The organism is Bacillus sp. FSL K6-1106, assembly GCF_038005245.1.
Classification (GTDB): domain Bacteria; phylum Bacillota; class Bacilli; order Bacillales; family Bacillaceae; genus Bacillus; species Bacillus altitudinis.
On sequence record NZ_JBBOSV010000001.1, the window covers coordinates 1,581,197 to 1,601,529 of the forward strand.

Sequence of the window (20,333 nt, forward strand, 5' to 3'; positions counted from 1 at the left end):
CCAGATTATTGACAAAGGGCTAAAATGAACTTTATTTTAGCCCTTTGTCTTCTTTTCAGCGTGATAGAAAACCTTTGCAGCCCTAGGAAGGACGAGTACTGGCGCGGAGCGAATTTGAATTCGTGAGCACCAGCACGCAGGACTGACACCGAATGCGAGGGTTTGTCTACACGCTGAAACCCCTAACGTCAAAACGTCAGGGGTTCTACTATGACTCTTATATTTTAAATTGTTTGATGAGCTCTCTCAGTTCTTCTGCCATTTGAGATAAAGTGGCGGAAGATGAGCTGATCTCTTCCATTGATGCCAGCTGTTCTTCTGCTGAAGCCGCAATATCTTGGAAACCTGCGGAACTTTCACGTGAAAGCTCTTTGATTTGATTGACTGCTTGTGAAATATCGTTTGAGCCATGAGAAAGTTCTTGGGCTGATCCGTTCATTTGTTTCATTTGTTCTGTCATTTCTGATGTCTTATGGGTGATTTTCTCAAAACTCACTTTCGTTTCATCTGTAATGTTTAATCCAGATTGCACTTCACCTGCTACTTGTCTAAACATCTTCTGCGACTTTTCAATTTCATCTACAATTTCGTTCGTTAGGCTTTCAATTTCTTTTGAAGAGCTGCCTGATTGCTCTGCCAGCTTGCGGACTTCTTCTGCGACCACAGAGAAGCCTCTTCCTGCCTCACCTGCACGTGCGGCTTCTATCGCTGCATTTAAAGCGAGGAGGTTCGTCTGATCTGCAATGCCGTTGATGACTCCAAGAATGCTTGTAATGTCCTTAGATTTCTGTTCTAGCCCTGCAATCACAAGCTCTGCTTCTTTCACTGCTTGTTCAATCGTTTGCATTTGACCTGCTGTTTTTTGAACGAGCTCTCCACCAGCCTGAGCGGTTTTGCTAGACTCGATAGATGATTCCATCATGTGAGAAGTCGTGTTGACCATATGTGATAAACTGCGATCCATGTCGTTTAGCTGGACAGAGCTTTTTTCAATCATCTCATTTTGATGTTCATTGCTGTTTGAGAACTGTTCAATAGATGAGGTAATATGCTCAGTTGCTTGGGCTGTCTGTCCTGCGCTAGCCGTTAATTCTTCAGATGAGGCAGCAACATTTTCAATTGAATTCTGGACGGCTTGAATGACTTGTTTCAGCTTTGCCGACATATCGTTAAAGCTCTGTGCAAGTTTGCCGATTTCATCATGTGTGCGCACCTCAATATGCTGGGTAAGATCCCCCTGACTGATTTTCTCAGCCGATTCAGAGAGCTCTATGAGTGGTTTTCGGATTGATTTAATAATAAAATAAATCGCGATTCCACCGATGACAATCGCAGCAGCTAGGATGATCATGGTTAAGTCAAGCACTGGCTGCGCGGCTTCTTTCACTTCGTTGACATACATTGTTCCCGCAAGCTTCCAGCCTGTCGCTTCATTTGTGTCATAAAACATTTGCTTCGGCTGTCCGTTGAATTCATATTCGAAACTGCCTTTTTTATTGTTATACATTTTTTCGATGAAATCGCCTGTCAGTTTCGTCCCGGCCTTTTCCGTTTTATGAGCAATGTAACGTTGGTCTGAGGTAGCGACAAACGCATAACCTTCTTGACCAATTTTGATGCTGTTTGTATCTTTCACAATTGTGTTCAATCGTACATTTATGCCGATAACACCAGAACCATCTGCTAACTGTTCTGATATTGTGATGAGCAGGTCATCTGATGACTTGTCTGTAAAAGGATCTGAAATGATGAGTTTGTCATCTCCCATTGATTGTTGAAACCATGGTTCATTTTTTGCGCTTTTGGCACTGCCTTTATGAATCTCGGAATATTCAGTTAGTTTACCATTCTGATCTGCAACAAATACTTCTACGACATCGTCGTCTGTTTCCGATAGTTGCTCTAATTTCACCTTAAGTAAATCCTTATTTTTAGAGGCCAGTTCCTTTTTTTTCACCGATTTAGATAAATAAGAAACAATATCAATTTTAGGCTGTACATCTTTATTGATCAGTTCATTTAATTGATTCACACCATTTGCAGCGCTAGACATAATCTCATCATTGAGAGACTTAGACGCCACTTCATAGGAAAATGCGGCCAACACAAGAATGGGCACTAGGAGAATCGCTAAGAATGCAGTAATTAATTTCTTTGACATCGTAAAGTGCTTAAAAAAGTTGATTTTTTTCATGACTCTACTCCTTTTGGTTTATGATTTGGGATCACCCCCCTCTATTCTTAGGTAATACGGATTATTTTTCAAGGTGTAATGTTCAAAAAACCACCAAAATAAGCATATTTACCTATTTCTTTCGATTTATTCACTTCAAAAAAAGAACCCCCTAGCTGGAGGTTCTTTTCATTTGGTTTATTCGACTTTAAATTTGCTAATCAAATCACGTAATTCTTCTGCCATTGAAGAAAGGGTGGCAGAGGATGAGCTGATCTCTTCCATTGATGCCAGCTGTTCTTCAGCTGAAGCGGCAATGTCTTGAATATTGGCGGAGCTTTCACGTGATACGTCTGCAATCTCACGGACAGCCTCAGAAACATGTGCAGATCCTTTTGACAACTGGACAACTGTTCGATTCATTGTTTGGAGCTGATCTGAGATTTCTTTGGTCATGTCGAAAATATTGTGGAAGCTGACTTTCGTTTGTTCAGTAAAGCTTAAGCCTGATTGAACTTCTTGATTTACTGCTGTGAATACTTCTTGTGATACATCAATATCTTGAACGATTTCTTTGATTAAGTTTTCAATTTCTTTCGCTGAGTTGGCAGATTGAACAGCAAGTTTTCTTACTTCTTCTGCTACAACGGAGAAACCTCGACCAGATTCGCCAGCTCTTGCTGCCTCAATTGCTGCATTCAGCGCAAGTAAATTCGTTTGATCTGCGATGCCATTAATGACACCAAGAATCTGGGTAATATCTTTTGATTTGCTTTCCAGCGCACTGATGACATTCTCTGCTTTTTTCACTGATTGATCAATCACGTTCATTTGAGAGGCTGTTTTTTCTACTAGCTGTCCGCCTTCTCCTGCAATCTCTGTTGATTTGATGGATGAAGCGGTAATTGATTCAGCCGACTCATTCATGTGCTGAAGGCCTCTGTTCATTTCTTCTAACTCTTCTGAGCTTGATTCCACTTTATCATTCTGGCTTTCGTTACCAGTAGAGAATTGTTCAATGGCTAATGTAATATGCTCTGTTGCTTTACTTGTTTGTCCTGCGCTTGCGGTCAGTTCTTCTGATGAAGAAGCGACATTTTCAACGGAGGTTTGGACGGCACCAATGAGGGATCTTAATGAGTCAATCATCGTATTAAAGCCTTTACCAACTTGTCCTATTTCATCATCTGATTGAATCTGAAGTTTATCACGTAAATCACCATCGCTGACCTTTTTCGAGAAACGGGCCAGATTGGATAATCTACTTGAAATAGAGCGGACAATAAAGAAGATGAGGGTTCCTGCTACGATCAGTGTCACACTGAACACAATAATGGCTGTATTGAAAACGGGTTTAGCTGCATCCTCTACTTCTGATACGAGCATCGTGCCGCCGATTTTCCAGCCGGTTAGTTCATTGGTGACATAAGCTACCTTTTTATCTGTTCCATTGAGTGTATAGCTGCCGTTTCCTTGTTTGTTTTTAAAAATAATGTTCGCCAAATTCTCATTGACTTTGCTTCCTGGCTTTTGGGTTGGATCTGCTAACACGGTTTTATCCTTCTCCATGATGAAAGCATATCCTTTTTGACCTATTTTGATTTCTTTTAGCTTTTGAATGAGGCTGTCAATTTCCATATCGAGACCAATCACCCCTGAGCCATCTTTCATTTTTTGGGCAATGGTGATGACCATTTTACCTGTAGATGCTGCGACGTATGGCTTCGTGATGACTTGTTTACCATCAGCACTCATGGCCTCTTGATACCACGGACGCTCTCTCGGATCATAGCCTTCAGGCATTTTTTGAACTGGGTATTGCATGAACAAGCCCTTTTCTGAACCTGCATAAATGGCTGAGACATCTTTTTCATTAATTTTTCCGTATTGCTTCAATTCTTTAATGGTAGCTTTTCTATTTTTTTCTTGAAGATTAACCGCTTTGAGATCATCTGTAAACAGAGTCACAGCCTCTGCCTTGTTCCCAATATTCTCATCGATTAAGGTATCAAATGCATTGACCTGACTCATCGCACTGCCCATAATCTGTTTGTCTAACTCTGTTTTTGATGTAAAAAATGCACTGATTGTGAGTGCGACGGTTGGCAGTATGAGGACTACCAAAAAGGCAATAACTAATTTTTTAGAAATGGATGGTTTTTTGAACCATTGGATCATTTTTCCCATTTTCTCTTTCCCCCTTTACTTCTCTAAAGTTATTATCGGATGAAAGGTTTATTTTTAGAGGGCTGGAAATGACGTTTAAAAATAAAAAAAATACCCAGACAATTCTGGATATTTTTTCATCGTTTTTTAATCAATTTTAAATTGACTTGTCAGCTCTTTTAGTTCCTCAGCCATATTGGCAAGTGTGACCGAAGAGGAAGAAATTTCTTCCATAGATGCCAATTGTTCTTCAGCAGATGCCGCAATATCTTGAATGTTCGCCGCACTTTCTCTTGAAACTTGACGCATCTCTTGCATGGCTTGTGACACAAGTTTCGATCCGCTTGATAGATCAACCGCTGTATCATTTAATTGAGTGAGCTTTTTCGACATACCTTCTGCCGCCTCATAGATGTTTTGGAAGCTTTCTTTTGCTTCTTCTGTCATCCCAAGTCCTGCATTTACTTCTCGGTTGACAGCTTTGAACATCTCTTGAGATTTGGAAATTTCCAACACAATTTCTTGGATCAGCTTTTCAATTTCTTTCGCTGAATCTGCGGATTGGACTGCTAGTTTTCTGACTTCCTCTGCTACGACAGAGAAGCCGCGCCCTGATTCACCTGCTCTTGCTGCTTCAATGGCTGCATTGAGTGCAAGTAAATTCGTTTGATCTGCGATACCATTAATGACATTTAAAATGCTCGTAATATCTTTAGACTTGTATTCTAATTCTTTCATGACTTGTTCGGCTTCTTGTACAGATGTGTCGATATGTTTCATTTGATTCGCTGTGCTTTCAACGATACGTCCGCCTTGTCCAGCCGCTTCTGTCGATTGAATGGAGACAGCAGTCACTTCTGATGAAGTTTGTGACATACCTTGTAATCCTTCATTCATTGCGACAAGCTGATTCGTGCTAGATTCTACTTTCTCATTTTGTGCTTCATTCCCATTTGAGAATTGTTCAATCGACATGGTGATATGCTCTGTCGCCTGACTTGTTTGGCTGGCACTAGCAGTTAGCTCTTCTGACGCTGAAGCCACATTGTCGACAGATTGCTGGACCGCTCGGATAACTTCACGCAAAGATTCACTCATCTTACTAAAGCTTCTTGTGAGGTCTCCTATTTCATCCTTCGATTTGGTTTCGAGGGTTTCCGTTAGATCCCCTTCACTCACCTTTTCTGAGAAATCAACAAGCCTTCTAAGTCCAATTGTGATGGAACGAACGATAAAGAAGATCGCGATGCCGCCAAGGATAAAAGAAGAAATTAAAAGAATAATGGCAGAATTCCAAACTGGCTGTGCTGCTTCTTCTGTTTCTGATACAAACATCGTTCCAGCAATTTTCCAACCTGTTAAATCATTTGTCACAAAAACGAGGCGTTTTTGCTCTCCTTTATTCTCATAAGTTGATGTTCCTTCTTTGCCGCTGTAAAGGATTGATGAAATATTTTCTGTCACTGCAGAGCCTGATTTTTCTTCTGGGTGAGCTACAATCTGTTTGTTTTTATTTGCAATAATTGGATATCCTTCTCGTCCAATTTTAATATCTTTGATTTTATCGACGATATCTTGAACATCAATATCAATCCCAATGGCTCCCGACCCGTCCTTCAGACGCTGAGCGATTGTGACAACCATGCCGTTTGTTGTGGCAGAGATGTATGGATTGGTGACCACAGGTTCGCCTTTTTCGTCCTGCATCGCCGCTTTATACCAATCACGAGTTGTTGGATCATAGCCTTTTGGCATGTCCACTTTAGGGAACTGAATAAAATCACGATTTTTACTTGCTGCATAAAATCCAACTACATCATCTTCATTGATTTTACTGTATATCTCAAAATGCTCATACAGTTCGTCCTGGTTTTTCTTTTTAAAGTCTGCAGCACTGGATGTTTCGGTAAACAGTTTGACTGCGTTCTCCTTATTCAAAAGCTTTTGCTCGATCATGTCATTCAGCTCATTGACTCTTGCGTTGGCTCCGTACATGATTTCATGATCTAATTCTTCTTTGGCAATCTGATATGAAATCGTACTGAGTGTAATGATAGGCAAGACGAGAACAAGTGTGAATGAAATAATCAGCCTTTTAGAAATCGATGGTTTTTTCAACCATTTTATGATACTTTTCATGTTTTTCCTCCTTTTAAACGTTATGTTTTATATCGGACAGCTTCATATTATTTTCATGTTTTTCAAATAAAAAGGATGTCTTTTTGTTTATTTCCACAAATTGATTCCTTGCCCAAGCATCCCGCATACGCTAATACAAAAGGGGGCGCTTTTCATATGATTATCCTTTCAGGACAGCCAGTGACAAATGAGCAGCTGGCATCGTTTCAGCTAGAAGGACAAAAGCGGATCATTTTGATGCAGTTACAAGCCTCAAATGATACGTTCCGTTATAGGCAGGCATCTGATTTGTTATTTGAGGTGACTTTAAGATCGAATATCATGAATGCGGCAAGAGATTTGAATAAGAGCGGTGCCTCATTTGCTATCTTTCAAAGGTCCCGTGCGAATGACGCCTATTGGCGTGTATCAGAGGCCGGAGCGTTAGAACTGCGCTATCAAGTCGAGCCATCTACGGGGATTAAAGACATCTTTGAAAATGGCTCAAAATATGCCTTTGAATGTGCCACAGCGATTGTCATTGTGTTTTATATGGGAGTCTTGCAAACGGTAGGAGACGAGAAGTTCAATCGAAGACTTAGAAGTTTAACGCTGTATGACTGGCACTATGATACATTATCCATTTATACAGAGCGCGGAAATGATTTTATTTATGGGGATTGCCTATATTTCGAGAATCCAGAGTTTAGCTATCAACAGTCTCAATGGCGCGGAGAAAATGTGATTTACTTAGGGGAAGATCAATATTATGGGCATGGGCTTGGGATCTTAACAGCTGCAGAGATTATCGATAAATTAAATGCCAGAAGACGACCTGGGGCTGTTCAGTCCGCTTATTTACTGCCGCAGACTACTAGGATGGATGTTATTTATCTCAGGCAAATGTTTGGTAGCTAAAAAGGGCCTCTTGTCTATAGGTTATGACAAGGGGCCTTTGTATGCCTTGCGTTTGCGGTAATCATGAAGCGTGCCAAGCATTGTGTTTGCTAGGATTTCCATTTCTTCTAGATCGTTTCTTGTGACTGGAGGGTCGTGCTGATTCCATTTCACATAACGAACGAAATAGTAATGACAAATGGGGGTAAGAACGGCAGGGGAGTGCGGAAAATCATCAAATAGAAATTCAATTTGTCCTTTTTTCCGATATGAATGTTTTAAGATTTCCATCCTGTCACACCACCCATCATCAAATTATATCTGCGTGAGTTCATGCATGATCTCTTCAACGGTTAAAATGGAATGAATACGGCCAACCCCCTGACCTGCCCAAAGAGCCATTTGTTCTGGGTTTCCTGCAGCAGCTGCCGCTTTTCGCATCGGTGTTGTCCATACATGCTGTATAGGATAGGGAAGAACCCGGTCTTCATTTCGTCTTTCTTCCTCCATCCACTGATTGACAATACCTCTGGCTTTTTTTCCAGAGAAAAGCCGTGTCATCGCTGTTTCACTGCCTTCTGCCTGTAACAGCGCCTTTTTGTACACATCTGCCGCAGCACTTTCTTGACTCGCTAAAAATCGTGTCCCTATTTGAACCGCATCTGCTCCAAGAGCTAGTGCTGCTTTCATAGTGGTCCTGTCTGTGATACCTCCAGCGGCAATCAATGGGATATGACAGACAGACCTGACATCACTGATCAGGCAGAAAAGTCCCTGCAGAGCATCTCCCTTTGAAGGTAAAAAGGTGCCTCGATGCCCTCCTGCTTCGCTTCCTTGCAGAACAATGGCATCCATTCCTTTTTCTTCTAAAAGCAGTGCTTCTTTTTTTGTTGTAGCTGTTCCGATGAGAAAGATCCCCTTTTGTTTCAGGTGATGAATTGTTTGTTCGTTTGGACAGGCAAATGTAAACGACACAGCTGGGACTTCTTCTTCTTGAAGAATGTTGATTTTTTGTTCATAGTCCTTCCATAATTCTTCTTCGCTAGGGATTATCTGTGCTTCTGGTATGACAGGCAGCCGATCTGTCCAAAATGATACATCTTCTGTTTTCGTTTCTGAAATGGGTTCAGGGACAAACACATTCACTTGAAATGGACGAGATGTCAGCTGTTTGACCTGTCTGATTTGCTGCCTCATCTTTTCAGGCTGTACATAACCACTTGCTAAGCTGCCGAGACCGCCATATTGTGAAACAGCGGCGACAAGCTGCGGCGTCACCGCTCCTCCTGCCATTGGTGCTTGAATGATGCCATGTTTAATTTGAAGTAACGCTGTGAATTCTCCCATCTTCTCCCCCGCCCTTACTCGTTAGATGACACCTGTACATAAAAGTGACGATGTCTCGGTCCATCAAACTCACAAAAATAGATTCCCTGCCACGTTCCAAGCACAAGATCACCATGATGGACAAGAACGTGCTGAGATGCTCCCATATAACTAGCTTTCATATGCGCTGCTGTATTGCCTTCCATATGACGATCTTTTGAATGTTCCCACGGAAAGACTTCGTCAAGCCGGCGCAACATATCTCGTTTGACGTCTGGGTCGGCATTTTCATTAATGGTGATTCCAGCTGTCGTATGTGGACAATAGACCATAACCGTTCCGTTTTGAATCCCAGTTTCCCGGACATATTGCTGAACTTCATGGGTAATGTCTATCATGTCATCGTGTTTGTCTGTTTGTACGTTGATTTTTTTCATTTCACTGGCTCCTTTTGATCATGTCTATAAAACCATACCCTTTTTATGTGAAACCAATCACTGCCGGTTGGCAGAAACAAATCTTCTTACCTAAAGTTTACCAAGCAAAAAAACCTCGTCAATAGCTCCGAGGTTTTTAGGAAAAGTGAACCTTTTTTACTTCTATGGTTCGAATATGATGATCTTCTGCATCGACAATTTTAAATTCACAGCCTTCTGCTTCAATGATATCTCCAATGTCAAAATCAATTTTATGCGTCATCATCCAGCCGGCAATTGTATCAACATCATCATTTTCAATCGCTAAATCCAATAAATCATTTACTTCATCGATCAAGGCTTTTCCATCCATGACATAGTGGAAGTCACCTTTTTTCACAATATGCGGGGTTTCATCTTGATCATATTCATCTCGAATCTCACCCACAATTTCTTCTAATATGTCTTCAACTGTGACGAGACCTGCTGTTCCGCCGTATTCATCTACAAGCACCGACATATGAATCCGTTCCTTTTGCATCAAAATCAGCAGTTCTTGAATCGGTGTACTTTCAATGACACGAATGACAGGGCGCATTAAGTCTTCAATGGACACCTCTTGATTGAGAAAACTTGCTTTAAATACGTCTTTGCTATTGATCACACCAATGACATGATCTTTGTCTTCTTTAATGACAGGATAACGTGTATACCTTTCGTTCAGCATATAATGCGTCACGTCTTCCAGGCTCTGTTCAATTTCAATGGCAGAGATTTCGGTGCGCGGGATCATGATCTCTCTCGCCACTCGGTTATCAAATTCAAATATTTTATTGACATATTTGTATTCAGATTGGTTGATCTCTCCCTTTTCGTAGCTTTCAGACAGGATGAGACGCAATTCTTCCTCACTGATCGCCACTTCATGTTCTTTGACAGAATGAAAACCAAATAATTTCACAATGCCTCGTGCAGCCCCATTTAATGCTTTAATAAACGGGTACATGACTTTATAGAAAAAAATAAGAGGTTTTGCCGTCACGAGACTGACGGCTTCTGCCTTTTGAATGGCAATCGTTTTGGGAGCAAGCTCCCCAACGACAACATGCAAAAACGTAATGATCACAAAGGCAATGATAAACGATATGATGTCTGTCAAAGCGGAATGAAGCCCTGCCTTTTCAAAAAGCGGATGCAGGAAATGTTCCACTGTCGGCTCCCCTAACCACCCTAAGCCTAATGCCGTGATGGTAATACCAAGCTGACAGGCAGATAAATATTCATCAAGGTTGGTTGTCAGTTTCTGAACATGAATGGCTCTCTTATCACCGCTTTCAATCAGCTGATTGATTTTTGAGCCTCTAATTTTCACAATCGCAAATTCAGTGACAACAAAAAATGCTGTCGCAGCAATGAGTAATAGGACTAAAAATACGTTTAAAATATACAAAAAAACCCTTACCTAACACGGGTAAGGGCTCACCTCCTCTGGCGTCAATTAATCATTACGGCCATTTAGGAAGATCATTACAAAACGGAGCAATTCAAACAGGGAGACAAGGGCCGCTGCTACGTACGTAAGAGCTGCGGCATTTAACACCTTGTTCACGCCTCTTTCTTCACTGCTTCTAATGATTCCTTCTGAAACAATGATATTCTTTGCACGAGAACTTGCGTTAAACTCAACAGGCAATGTCACTAGCTGAAAGAACACAGCAGCTGAGAACAGAACGATCCCAAGCCCGATTAAGTTAAGGCTGCCGAGCAATAATCCACCTAGGAAAAGAAGCGGGGCAACACCAGATGCAAAGTTCACGACAGGGAAGATCTTATGTCTCAAGACAAGCGCACCATAGGATTCCTGATGCTGCAAGGCATGTCCAACCTCGTGTGATGCGACTGAAATGGCCGAAATGGAATGGCCATAATACACTGGTTCAGATAAACGAACCACACGCTGCGTCGGGTCGTAATGATCAGTCAAAGTTCCTCTTACCGGTTCAACGGGTACATCGTATAACCCGTTGCGATCTAAAATATATCGAGCGGTTTCAGCACCTGTTTTCATACTGGCAGCTTCAACCTTTGAATACTTTTCAAAATTATTCTTTACTTTAAATTGTGCCCAAAAAGACAATCCCAATGCGGCAAATGTTAAAAAATAAAAAAACAGCATGCTCATCAGCTTCCTTTTTATTTTATATATTTATTTACAATTTTAATGACTTTTATGTAACGTGTACAGCAAAAAGCACTAGGTCTTTTTAAGGGGAATCACTACACCAATGAAAAAGAAGAACATTCCGATGCATGCTGTATAAAATGTCATCGTTCCATATAGGTCTTGAAAAAAACGAAGCCACGAGAAATCATTCATAAAATGGTTCACCGCATTTAAATCAAACACGAGTAAAATCACCGCAGATGATAAAAAGTGTGCGCCGATAAAAAGAAGTACGGTCTTTTGAACAAACGACATTCGCATTCCCTCCTTCTTCTCTCTTATTTTAAGATATGGGTTCTGTTTCAATACATGACGATGATGAAAAATTGTTTCCTAATCGGGCATACTGATATTAGCAGTCTCCCTGAAAGGACGAGTTCGATGAAATCAAACCGTATCTTCATTGCCTGGCTAAGATGGCCTCTTTATGTTCGCATTGCGATCATCATCTGTTTCTTGCTTCTCTTTTTTGGACAATTAATCGTCATACTTGAACCAAAGCAGTATCATACGATCTTTGATGGGATCTGGTGGGCTCTCATTACAGTCGCGACGGTCGGCTATGGTGATTTTGTGCCGCAAACCATGCCCGGACAAATCGCAGGTATGGCGCTTATTCTGATCGGGGCAAGCTTTGTCACGGCTTATTTTGCCACACTCGCTGCCGCTGTGTTCAGTAAGCAGCACCATTATGTAGAAGGAAAGGTTGCTTTTAAGGGGAAAGGACATGTCATTATCGTTGGTTGGAATGAGAAAACGAACAAACTGCTTCAATCGTTTCAAACCATTGATCCCGCCATGCCGATTGTACTCATTGATGATTCCTTAAAGGAAGGACCTCTTTTAGAGAATGTCCATTTTATTAAAGGCCATGGTACAGAGGATGCCACACTTCGCAGAGCAAGTATTATGAGTGCTGATACATTGATGATTACCGCCGACCAGCATGAAAATGAAGTGACGGCTGATATGCAGAGTGTCTTAACCTTGCTTGCGGCAAAAGGATTAAATCCTTCGTTATATTGTTTAATTGAAATTTTAACCGATCGCTATGTGAAAAATGCTGAGCGGGCTGGCGCCAATCAAGTCATCCATACTTCTGATGCCGTGAATCATTTAATGGTGGAGCATTTTCTTTTAAAAGAACAGCTCATGGCGTTAAAAATCAAAAGAAACATGACCCTCCATAAACAGATCACCATCATTCCAGTACCGGCTTCATTAGCTGGAGAGACATTCTTAACGGCACTTCATCACTTTTTAGAGCATCATGTGATCATTGTAGGCGTACAAAAAAAAGAAGGACCCATGATGAATCCTCCTTTTGGATATGAGCTTCATCCAGATGATGAGCTGATCAGCTTTTAAAGCAGTGCATCTTCTAATTCTTTGACGAGTGAAAAGCCAATTTCAGCGTAAGCCTTTGACACATCCCCGTCTTTCTCTTTCGGTTCTTGGAATTGGTTAAAAGATGCCCCTACATTTCCAACCATCGCATGGTCATCTAATTTATCTTGATAGACATGCTTTAAGAGAAATGGATGTCCCATTTTCACCACAACGCCTGGCTGATCCAGCTGTCCTTTCTCGGCTGTAAACGGAACTCTGAGAAAGGTATAGCCGTCACGGTTGTCAATTTTATAATCAAAATATCCATGATCATAATCCCAATTCCCATTAATGACATATCCGAGCGGCTTCATGTTTTCTTCTAAATGGTACAGTGAAAAGCTTTCACCAGTCAGCCTAGATGGTACATGAATCATACAGAACCCTCCTTTTTGTATAGGGTTCGTTAAAGAGAGGAATTCATACATTTGCCTTTCGTGATTTGCACATTGTTTGTAAAAGCAGCATCAAATAAGGTCTGGCTGGATGATGCATTTGTCTCGTTCGCACTGCCCGCTCCTGATGTTTCTTTCGTAGTACTCATTGGACAAATCCGTCCAACATTCCCAAAGTTAACGATGGCCTGCCCGGAAATGTCATGGATATAAATATGATTTGTTCTCATCGCTTCATCAACCTCCTCCATTGATTATTCTATGTACAGAGCTTAGGGAGGCTTGCACTGACACCATGAGAACATAAAAAAAGGCACACCTTATGAAAAGATGTGCCTTAGCGTGTAGACAAACCCTCGCATTCGTTGTCAGTCCTGCGCACTGGTGCTCACGAATGTCAAATTCGCTCCGCTCCAGTGCTCGTCCTTCCTAGACTTCAAAGGTTTTCTATCACGCTAAAAAGAAGACAAAGGGCTAAAATACAGTTCATTTTAGCCCTTTGTCAACAATCTGGGGCACACCTTATGAAAAGATGTGCCTTTTATTCTTATGATTGTTTGAGACGGCTCTCAAGTTCTGCCTTTTTCTCTTCGAAGCCCGGTTTTCCTAATAAAGCAAACATGTTCACTTTATACGCTTCTACTCCAGGCTGGTCGAATGGATTGACGCCTAGTAAATACCCAGACATCGCACATGCTTTTTCAAAGAAGTACACGAGATATCCGAATGTATAAGCATCCATTTCAGGAATTGTCACAATCAGGTTCGGTACTTTTCCATCCGTATGAGCAAGCATTGTGCCTTCAAATGCTTTTTTATTGACGAAATCAACCGTTTTTCCTGCAAGATAGTTTAACCCATCAAGGTCTTGTTCTTCTGCTTCGATGACAAGTTCATGTCGTGGCTTGTCTACATTCACGATGGTTTCAAACAAGTCTCTTCTTCCTTCTTGTACATATTGACCAAGTGAATGAAGATCCGTTGAGAAGTTCGCAGATGAAGGATAGATTCCTTTTTCATCTTTCCCTTCACTTTCGCCGAATAACTGCTTCCACCACTCCGCAAAGTACTGTAAGCCTGGCTCATAGTTAATCAGCATTTCAATTGTCCGTCCTTTATTGTAAAGAACATTACGGACAACCGCATATTGGTAAGCCGCATTTTCTGAGAGCTCAGATGAAGCGAAGTCTTCACTTGCTTTCGCAGCACCTTCCATCATTTGATCAATGTCTGCACCGCTTACAGCGATTGGCAATAGACCAACTGCTGTTAAGACGGAATAGCGTCCACCGACGTCATCAGGGATGATAAATGATTCATAGCCTTCTTCAGTTGCTAATGTTTTGAGTGCGCCGCGTGCCTTGTCAGTTGTCGCATAGATGCGTTTTTTCGCTTCTTCAGCACCATATTTTTCGATAAGGAGCTTTTTAAAGATACGGAACGCAATGGCTGGCTCTGTAGTTGTACCAGATTTTGAAATCACGTTAATGGAGAAATCGGCATCTTCTAGCAGATCCATTACATCTGTTAAATAAGAAGAACTGATGTTGTTTCCAATAAAGATGATTTGCGGTGTTTTGCGTTTGCCTTTTGGCAAACTATTATAGAAAGAATGGTTTAAAAACTCAATGGCCGCACGTGCGCCAAGATAAGAACCACCAATTCCAACAACGAGTAATACATCAGAATCAGATTTAATCTTTTCTGCACTTTTTTTAATGCGGGCAAATTCTTCGCGATCATATTGCTTCGGTAAGTCAACCCAGCCTAAATAATCACTGCCAGTACCCGTTTGTTCATGAATATTATGATGGGCCACCTTCACAAAATCTTTTAAATATGTAAGCTCATGTTCTTGAAAGAAAGGTAACGCTTTCGAGTAGTCAAATTGAATATGTGTCATCGCTTGTAAGCCCTCCATTACGTTAGTTCTGTCCCTTTCACTTTAGCGGAACTAGCTATTGAAATCAAGTGATCGTCATTGGACAGCAAAAAGCCGCTCCTCATGAAGAGAAGCGGCCATCCAAATTATAGAGAAGCTTTCAAAATCGCTAAAATGTCATCACGGCCAAGTTTCATAAAGTTACCAAAACCACCATATTCCATTTCTTTTGCTGCGATGTCAGCAATTTTGTCCAGTTGATCTTCACCAATATCATAATCCGCTAAACGGCTCGGTGCACCGAGGCTTGTCCAGAAGGCTGACAGCTTGTCGATTCCTTCTAATGCGATGTCACGATCCGATTTTCCTTCTGTCTCAATGTCAAACATGTTCAACATGAGGTTTTTAAAACGTTCGACATTGTGATCAAGTGTATGACGCATCCAGTTTGGGAAGAGGATCGCAAGTCCACCTGCATGCGGAATGTCATAGACTGCTGATACAGCATGCTCAATCGTATGTGATGCCCAGTCGCCAAAATAGCCCATTTGCAGCGTGCCATTTAAAGCAATTGTTCCTGCATAAAGGATGGTTTCACGGTGCTCATAGTTTTGTAAGTCTTCAAGTAGCTTTGGTGCTGTCTCAATGACTGTTTGAAGAACAGCAAAACACATCCGATCTTGTAGAGGCGTGTTTTTGACATTATGGAAGTATTGTTCAAATACATGGCTCATCATATCAACCATGCCATACACCGTTTGATTCTCTGGCACAGAATATGTGTGCTCAGGATCTAAAATTGAAAAAGCAGGGTGCGTGACTGAACTGCCCCACACGTACTTTTCATTTGTTTCCCAGTTCGTGATCACAGAATCCGGGTTCATTTCTGAGCCTGTCGCTGCAAGTGTCAATACTGTGCCAAATGGCAGTGCTTTTTGAGCGGTCGTTTTCTTTGAAATAATATCCCAAACATTCCCGTCATATTCAGCTCCAGCTGCAATGGCTTTTGTACAGTCGATGACACTTCCCCCACCAACTGCTAATAAGAAATCAATGTTCTCATTTTGGCAAATGTCGATCCCTTTTTGCACTGTAGTGAGACGAGGGTTCGGTTCAACTCCTGACAGTTCAAATACGTCAGCCTCTGCTTCATTTAAAGCGCTGATGACCTTATCATAAAGACCATTTTTCTTAATACTGCCTCCACCATATACAAGAAGCACTCGCTTTCCATAACGAGCGAGTTCGCTTTTTAGTCCGTCTAGTTGTCCTTTTCCAAACATCAATTTCGTTGGATTATAGTAAATAAAGTTTTCCATCTGTTCTACATCTCCTTAAAACATTTATATCCAAAAACATGAAAGACTACTGTAACATATGTACATGCAGAACTCAAAAAAGATAACTGCTTAAAAGCAGCTATCTTTTCCATGTTCGATTATAAAGAAGCGTTTAAAATAGCTAGAACATCTTCTTTGTTCAGCTTTTTAAATTGGCCAAATTCACCACGTGCCATTGCACGGTCTGCAATCAGATCAATTTTCTCATCGTTGATGTCATAGTCAGCTAAACGATTTGGTGCGCCTAGACTTGTCCAGAAAGCAGAAAGTTTTTCGATTCCTTCTAAGCCAACTTCTTCGTCTGTTTTGCCCGCAGGATCTACATCGAATACACGCACTGCTAATTGCTTGAAGCGACCTGGGTTTTCTTGAATGACATGCTTCATCCAGTTCGGGAACAAGATCGCAAGTCCGCCTGCATGAGGGATGTCATACACCGCGGATACCGCATGCTCAATATTGTGAGATGCCCAGTCTCCGCGTGCGCCCATTGAAAGCATTCCATTCAGTGCAATGGTGCCTGTGAATAAAATCGTTTCACGAAGCTCATAGTTTTCCAAATCATTGATCAGCTTCGGTGCTGTCTCAATGACCGTACGAAGAAGTCCTTCACACATACGATCTTGGTAAGGTGTATTCTCCGTGTGATGGAAATATTGTTCAAATACGTGAGACATCATGTCGACCATGCCATAAATCGTATGGTTTTTTGGCACAGTAAATGTATTGACTGGGTCAAGAATAGAGAATTTAGGGAAGACAGCTGGACTGCCCCATCCGTATTTCTCATTTGTTTCCCAGTTTGTGATGACGGAGCCAGAGTTCATTTCAGAACCTGTCGCGGCAAGTGTTAATACTGTACCAAATGGGATGGCTTCCATTGGGACATGCTTACGAGTGACGATATCCCAAGCATCTCCATCGTATTTCGCACCAGCTGCGATCGCTTTTGTTGCGTCAATGACACTACCGCCGCCGACTGCCAATATAAAATCAATTTGGTTCTCTTTGCAAAGCTCGACCCCTTTTCTGACCGTTGTTAAGCGCGGGTTTGGCTCAACCCCAGCAAGCTCAGTGATTGCAGCTCCTGATTCTTTTAAGATGCTGACAACTTGGTCATAAAGGCCATTTCGTTTAATGCTGCCTCCACCATATACAAGCAATACGTTTTTTCCGTAGTGTTTTAGTTCATCTGAAAGGGCTGATACTTCTCCCTTTCCAAAAATTAATTTCGTTGGGTTCCAATAAGTAAATCGATCCATGTGATCTCCTCCTCGCGCTACATTATGCGCTTCTTTCATTCCAAAAGTAAAGTAATTTGCTTTCATCCATTTTCTTACGCATAGTTTGGCTAAAAATCTGCAAAATATAAATGTATTGATACTGTAGCGAAAGGAGGAATCACGATGAGTGCTATTCAGCGTATTGCCCTCGTGCTCACGATTATCGGTGCTATTAACTGGGGACTAATCGGCTTTTTTCAATTTGACTTAGTAGCAGCGATCTTTGGCGGTCAAGGTGCTGCATTATCACGTATTATTTATGGTCTTGTTGGAATTGCAGGTCTTGTCAATCTTGGTCTGTTGTTCAAACCTAGTGAAGAAGCTGTCCGCCGTGACGAGCCAAATCCAGAGGTCCGCTAATGAAAAAGACATAAAAAAAGACTGCCTATGAGGCAGCCTAAGGCACCGTTTGAAGCGGTGCTTTTTTTATTTCTTGATAAGGTCTTTACGGTTAGATTGCTCAATCCACTCTTCAAGTTTATCTTTAAGTGTATTGAAACCTTGTGGTGCAGCAGCTTCTTCTTTCGCTTGCTGTGGTCTTTGTTTCTTTGATTTGCTTTCTTTTCTTTCTGGTGCATCTTGTGTCGCACGGATAGAAAGGCTGATTTTACCAGCATTTTCATCAACAGAAAGAACTTTTACTTGTACTTCGTCACCAATTGAAAGGTGCTCGTTGATGTCTTTTACAAAGCCATGTGTTACTTCAGAAATATGCACAAGTCCTTGAGTTTCTTCATCTAATGCAACAAACGCACCATACGCTTGTAATCCTGTTACTTTACCAGTGTAAACACTGCCTACTTCAAACTTTGTCGCCATGATAACAACTCCTAAATAAATGTTTTAATATTCGTTTATACGCAATTAAAAACTATATCACAGAACGGTCTTTTACGCAAAATATTTTTTAATTGGGTTTAGATCAGTTTAAAAGGGGGAATACCTGAAAACAAGAATGCTTTCTAGTATTCCCCCCTAATTTGAGAGGCATGAGTCCAGATGGATTGATGCCTTTTTTTATTTTAAGATAGCAGGTGCTTCTTCTTTCACTTGTCTATTCTGTAAAAAACGCTGGATTCTTGAAAGTGATTCCTGCAAGTGATCGAGTGATGACGCATATGAACAACGAATATGTCCTTCACCACTTGGACCGAATACATTTCCAGGGACAACCGCTACTTTCTCGCTAAGCAGCAGCTCCTCAGCAAATTGTTCTGAAGTCATGCCTGTGCTTTTAATGGACGGGAAAGCGTAAAACGCTCCGTTTGGCTGGTGGCAAGTGAGTCCAAGTTCATTGAGAGAGCCGACAAACAAATTACGGCGCCTTCTGTAGCTTTTCTTCATTTTCTCCACATCTTCAAGTCCATTTTTTAATGCTTCTTCTGCGGCATATTGTGCCATAGCTGGTGCACACATCATAGAATATTGATGTATTTTCAGCATGGCATCACGGAGGACTGGCGGTGCTGCCACATAGCCTAAGCGCCAGCCCGTCATAGCGAATCCTTTTGAAAAGCCTGAAATCAAAATCGTTCTTTCCTTCATATCTTGAATCGCCGCCACACTCGTAAAAGCTTCATCGTACGTCAGCTCTGCATAAATCTCATCTGTGATGATTAAAAGATCATGCTCCTTTGCAAACTGAGCAATATCTTCAAGCTCTTCTTTCGAGTAAACAGACCCTGTTGGGTTTGATGGAGAGCATAGCAAGATGGCTTTTGTTTTCGGCGTCAGCTTCGTACGAAGATCAGCAGAATCGGCTTTAAAATCTTTTTCAGCCGATGTACTTAAATAAACCGGTACACCGCCCGCAAGTGTCGTCAGAGCCCCATATGCGACGAAACAAGGCTCTGGGATGATTACTTCGTCCCCGTTGTTTAAAATGGCGCGAAAGGCCAAATCAAGCGCCTGGCTACCGCCAACGGTAATAATGAGTTCTTCTTCAGGACTGTACTCAATGTGAAACCGCTTATATAAATAATGACTCAATTCTTTTCGCAAAGAGAGCAGCCCAGCATTTGCTGTATAAGAGGTCAGTCCTTGCTCTAAAGACATAATACTGGCTTCTCTCACATTCCAAGCTGTCACGAAATCCGGTTCGCCGACCCCGAGTGAGATAACCCCTTCCATTGTGGCTGCCAAATCAAAGAATTTCCGAATACCTGACGGCTGAATGCTTTGTACCGTTTCAGATAAATAAGATTTTTTCATTTAAGGAGACACCACGATTCTTTTGTCATCGTCCCCTGTTTCAAAGACTTTCCCATCATGCTTATATCTTTTCAAAATAAAGTGGGTAGTGGTTGAAACAACAGAATCAAGTGTCGATAATTTTTCAGATACGAAGCGGGCGATATCAGACATGGATCTTCCTCTGATCACAACAGATAAATCATACACGCCTGACATTAAATACACGGACTCCACTTCTTGGAACCTGTAAATGCGTTCAGCAATTTCATCAAAACCGACGCCTCTTTTTGGGGTCACTTTCACATCAATCATCGCTGTAACGCCTTCGTGTCCGTCTACTTTTCGCCAGTCAATCATGGTCGAATAATCAATAATGACTTTTTGATCTTCGAGCTTTTGAATAATGGCTTCTGCTTCTTCTGATGTCACACCTGCCATTTTTGCAATTGTATTTAAATCGGCGCGGCTGTTTTCATCTAAAATCTCTAATATTTCAGTTTCTTTTTCGGTTAGTTTCATTGATTTCACACC

20 protein-coding genes and 3 pseudogenes are annotated in these 20,333 nt (G+C 41.5%); 3 read left to right on the forward strand and 20 right to left on the reverse strand.

Annotation, left to right across the window (positions count from 1 at the left end):
* Positions 1-217: 217 nt before the first annotated feature.
* The 6 genes and pseudogenes from MHI20_RS19205 to MHI20_RS19230 all read right to left on the reverse strand — a co-directional run.
* Positions 218-1,165, reverse strand: coding sequence for a methyl-accepting chemotaxis protein (locus MHI20_RS19205; protein ID WP_370539194.1), 948 nt, complete (start codon positions 1,163-1,165; stop codon positions 218-220).
* Positions 1,157-2,194 (reverse strand): annotated as a pseudogene (locus MHI20_RS19210) (HAMP domain-containing protein); the annotation flags it as partial. The gene MHI20_RS19205 and the pseudogene MHI20_RS19210, both read right to left, overlap by 9 nt.
* A 177-nt stretch (positions 2,195-2,371) precedes the next feature.
* Entirely contained in the window at positions 2,372-3,322 is a 951-nt protein-coding gene (locus MHI20_RS19215) for a methyl-accepting chemotaxis protein (RefSeq protein WP_370529239.1), read from the reverse strand.
* Positions 3,317-4,360 (reverse strand): annotated as a pseudogene (locus tag MHI20_RS19220) (HAMP domain-containing protein); the annotation flags it as partial. The pseudogene MHI20_RS19220 and the gene MHI20_RS19215, both read right to left, overlap by 6 nt.
* Before the next feature lie 126 nt (positions 4,361-4,486).
* Positions 4,487-5,437, reverse strand: coding sequence for a methyl-accepting chemotaxis protein (locus tag MHI20_RS19225; protein WP_370529240.1), 951 nt, complete (start codon positions 5,435-5,437; stop codon positions 4,487-4,489).
* Positions 5,429-6,478, reverse strand: a pseudogene (locus MHI20_RS19230) (cache domain-containing protein); the annotation flags it as partial. The gene MHI20_RS19225 and the pseudogene MHI20_RS19230, both read right to left, overlap by 9 nt.
* Positions 6,479-6,634: 156 nt before the next feature.
* Here MHI20_RS19230 and MHI20_RS08380 point away from each other — a divergent pair.
* Positions 6,635-7,375: a protein-glutamine gamma-glutamyltransferase gene (locus MHI20_RS08380; RefSeq protein ID WP_008345763.1), complete on the forward strand. Its 741-nt coding sequence runs from the start codon at positions 6,635-6,637 to the stop codon at positions 7,373-7,375.
* 21 nt (positions 7,376-7,396) lie between these two features.
* Here the strand turns inward: MHI20_RS08380 and MHI20_RS08385 are convergent, their stop codons facing one another.
* From MHI20_RS08385 to MHI20_RS08410, 6 genes are all read right to left on the reverse strand, one after another.
* Entirely contained in the window at positions 7,397-7,645 is a 249-nt protein-coding gene (locus MHI20_RS08385; RefSeq protein ID WP_073415485.1) for a hypothetical protein, read from the reverse strand.
* Positions 7,646-7,669: 24 nt separating this feature from the next.
* Positions 7,670-8,701, reverse strand: a complete 1,032-nt coding sequence (locus tag MHI20_RS08390; protein WP_110487402.1) for an NAD(P)H-dependent flavin oxidoreductase — start codon at positions 8,699-8,701, stop codon at positions 7,670-7,672.
* Positions 8,702-8,715: 14 nt separating this feature from the next.
* The gene (locus MHI20_RS08395) at positions 8,716-9,117 is read right to left on the reverse strand and encodes a secondary thiamine-phosphate synthase enzyme YjbQ (RefSeq protein WP_025207889.1); all 402 of its coding nucleotides are present in this window, start codon (positions 9,115-9,117) and stop codon (positions 8,716-8,718) included.
* A gap of 136 nt (positions 9,118-9,253) precedes the next feature.
* Positions 9,254-10,546 carry a hemolysin family protein gene (locus MHI20_RS08400; RefSeq protein ID WP_024719710.1) on the reverse strand — a complete coding sequence of 431 codons (1,293 nt, stop codon included), beginning with the start codon at positions 10,544-10,546 and terminating at the stop codon, positions 9,254-9,256.
* A 48-nt stretch (positions 10,547-10,594) separates the two neighbouring features.
* The gene (locus tag MHI20_RS08405; RefSeq protein ID WP_024719711.1) at positions 10,595-11,269 is read right to left on the reverse strand and encodes a zinc metallopeptidase; all 675 of its coding nucleotides are present in this window, start codon (positions 11,267-11,269) and stop codon (positions 10,595-10,597) included.
* Positions 11,270-11,350: 81 nt separating this feature from the next.
* Positions 11,351-11,575, reverse strand: coding sequence for a hypothetical protein (locus MHI20_RS08410; RefSeq protein ID WP_056408275.1), 225 nt, complete (start codon positions 11,573-11,575; stop codon positions 11,351-11,353).
* A gap of 126 nt (positions 11,576-11,701) precedes the next feature.
* Between MHI20_RS08410 and MHI20_RS08415 the strand changes: the two genes are divergently transcribed.
* Positions 11,702-12,688, forward strand: coding sequence for a potassium channel family protein (locus MHI20_RS08415; protein WP_340937563.1), 987 nt, complete (start codon positions 11,702-11,704; stop codon positions 12,686-12,688).
* Here MHI20_RS08415 and MHI20_RS08420 read toward each other — a convergent pair.
* The 5 genes from MHI20_RS08420 to MHI20_RS08440 all read right to left on the reverse strand — a co-directional run bounded on the left by MHI20_RS08420 (position 12,685) and on the right by MHI20_RS08440 (position 17,588).
* Positions 12,685-13,086, reverse strand: a complete 402-nt coding sequence (locus MHI20_RS08420; protein WP_008345780.1) for a YugN-like family protein — start codon at positions 13,084-13,086, stop codon at positions 12,685-12,687. The two genes, MHI20_RS08415 and MHI20_RS08420, sit on opposite strands and share 4 nt — an antisense overlap.
* 29 nt (positions 13,087-13,115) lie before the next feature.
* Positions 13,116-13,334, reverse strand: coding sequence for a spore germination protein (locus MHI20_RS08425; protein ID WP_168948560.1), 219 nt, complete (start codon positions 13,332-13,334; stop codon positions 13,116-13,118).
* A gap of 317 nt (positions 13,335-13,651) precedes the next feature.
* The gene (locus MHI20_RS08430) at positions 13,652-15,007 is read right to left on the reverse strand and encodes a glucose-6-phosphate isomerase (protein WP_024719715.1); all 1,356 of its coding nucleotides are present in this window, start codon (positions 15,005-15,007) and stop codon (positions 13,652-13,654) included.
* Positions 15,008-15,132: 125 nt separating this feature from the next.
* Entirely contained in the window at positions 15,133-16,305 is a 1,173-nt protein-coding gene (locus tag MHI20_RS08435; RefSeq protein ID WP_008345787.1) for an iron-containing alcohol dehydrogenase, read from the reverse strand.
* 119 nt (positions 16,306-16,424) lie between these two features.
* On the reverse strand, positions 16,425-17,588 hold the full coding sequence (locus MHI20_RS08440) for an iron-containing alcohol dehydrogenase (protein WP_017358962.1): 1,164 nt from the start codon (positions 17,586-17,588) through the stop codon (positions 16,425-16,427).
* A gap of 144 nt (positions 17,589-17,732) precedes the next feature.
* Between MHI20_RS08440 and MHI20_RS08445 the strand changes: the two genes are divergently transcribed.
* Entirely contained in the window at positions 17,733-17,969 is a 237-nt protein-coding gene (locus tag MHI20_RS08445) for a DUF378 domain-containing protein (RefSeq protein WP_008345792.1), read from the forward strand.
* 66 nt (positions 17,970-18,035) lie between these two features.
* Here the strand turns inward: MHI20_RS08445 and yugI are convergent, their stop codons facing one another.
* From yugI to MHI20_RS08460, 3 genes are all read right to left on the reverse strand, one after another.
* A complete protein-coding gene (gene yugI / locus MHI20_RS08450) occupies positions 18,036-18,428 on the reverse strand; it encodes a S1 domain-containing post-transcriptional regulator GSP13 (RefSeq protein ID WP_340937567.1) in 393 nt (130 codons plus the stop codon).
* Positions 18,429-18,626: 198 nt separating this feature from the next.
* The gene (locus MHI20_RS08455) at positions 18,627-19,820 is read right to left on the reverse strand and encodes an aminotransferase (RefSeq protein WP_039169726.1); all 1,194 of its coding nucleotides are present in this window, start codon (positions 19,818-19,820) and stop codon (positions 18,627-18,629) included.
* On the reverse strand, positions 19,821-20,321 hold the full coding sequence (locus MHI20_RS08460; RefSeq protein ID WP_007500517.1) for an Lrp/AsnC family transcriptional regulator: 501 nt from the start codon (positions 20,319-20,321) through the stop codon (positions 19,821-19,823).
* Positions 20,322-20,333: the final 12 nt, after the last annotated feature.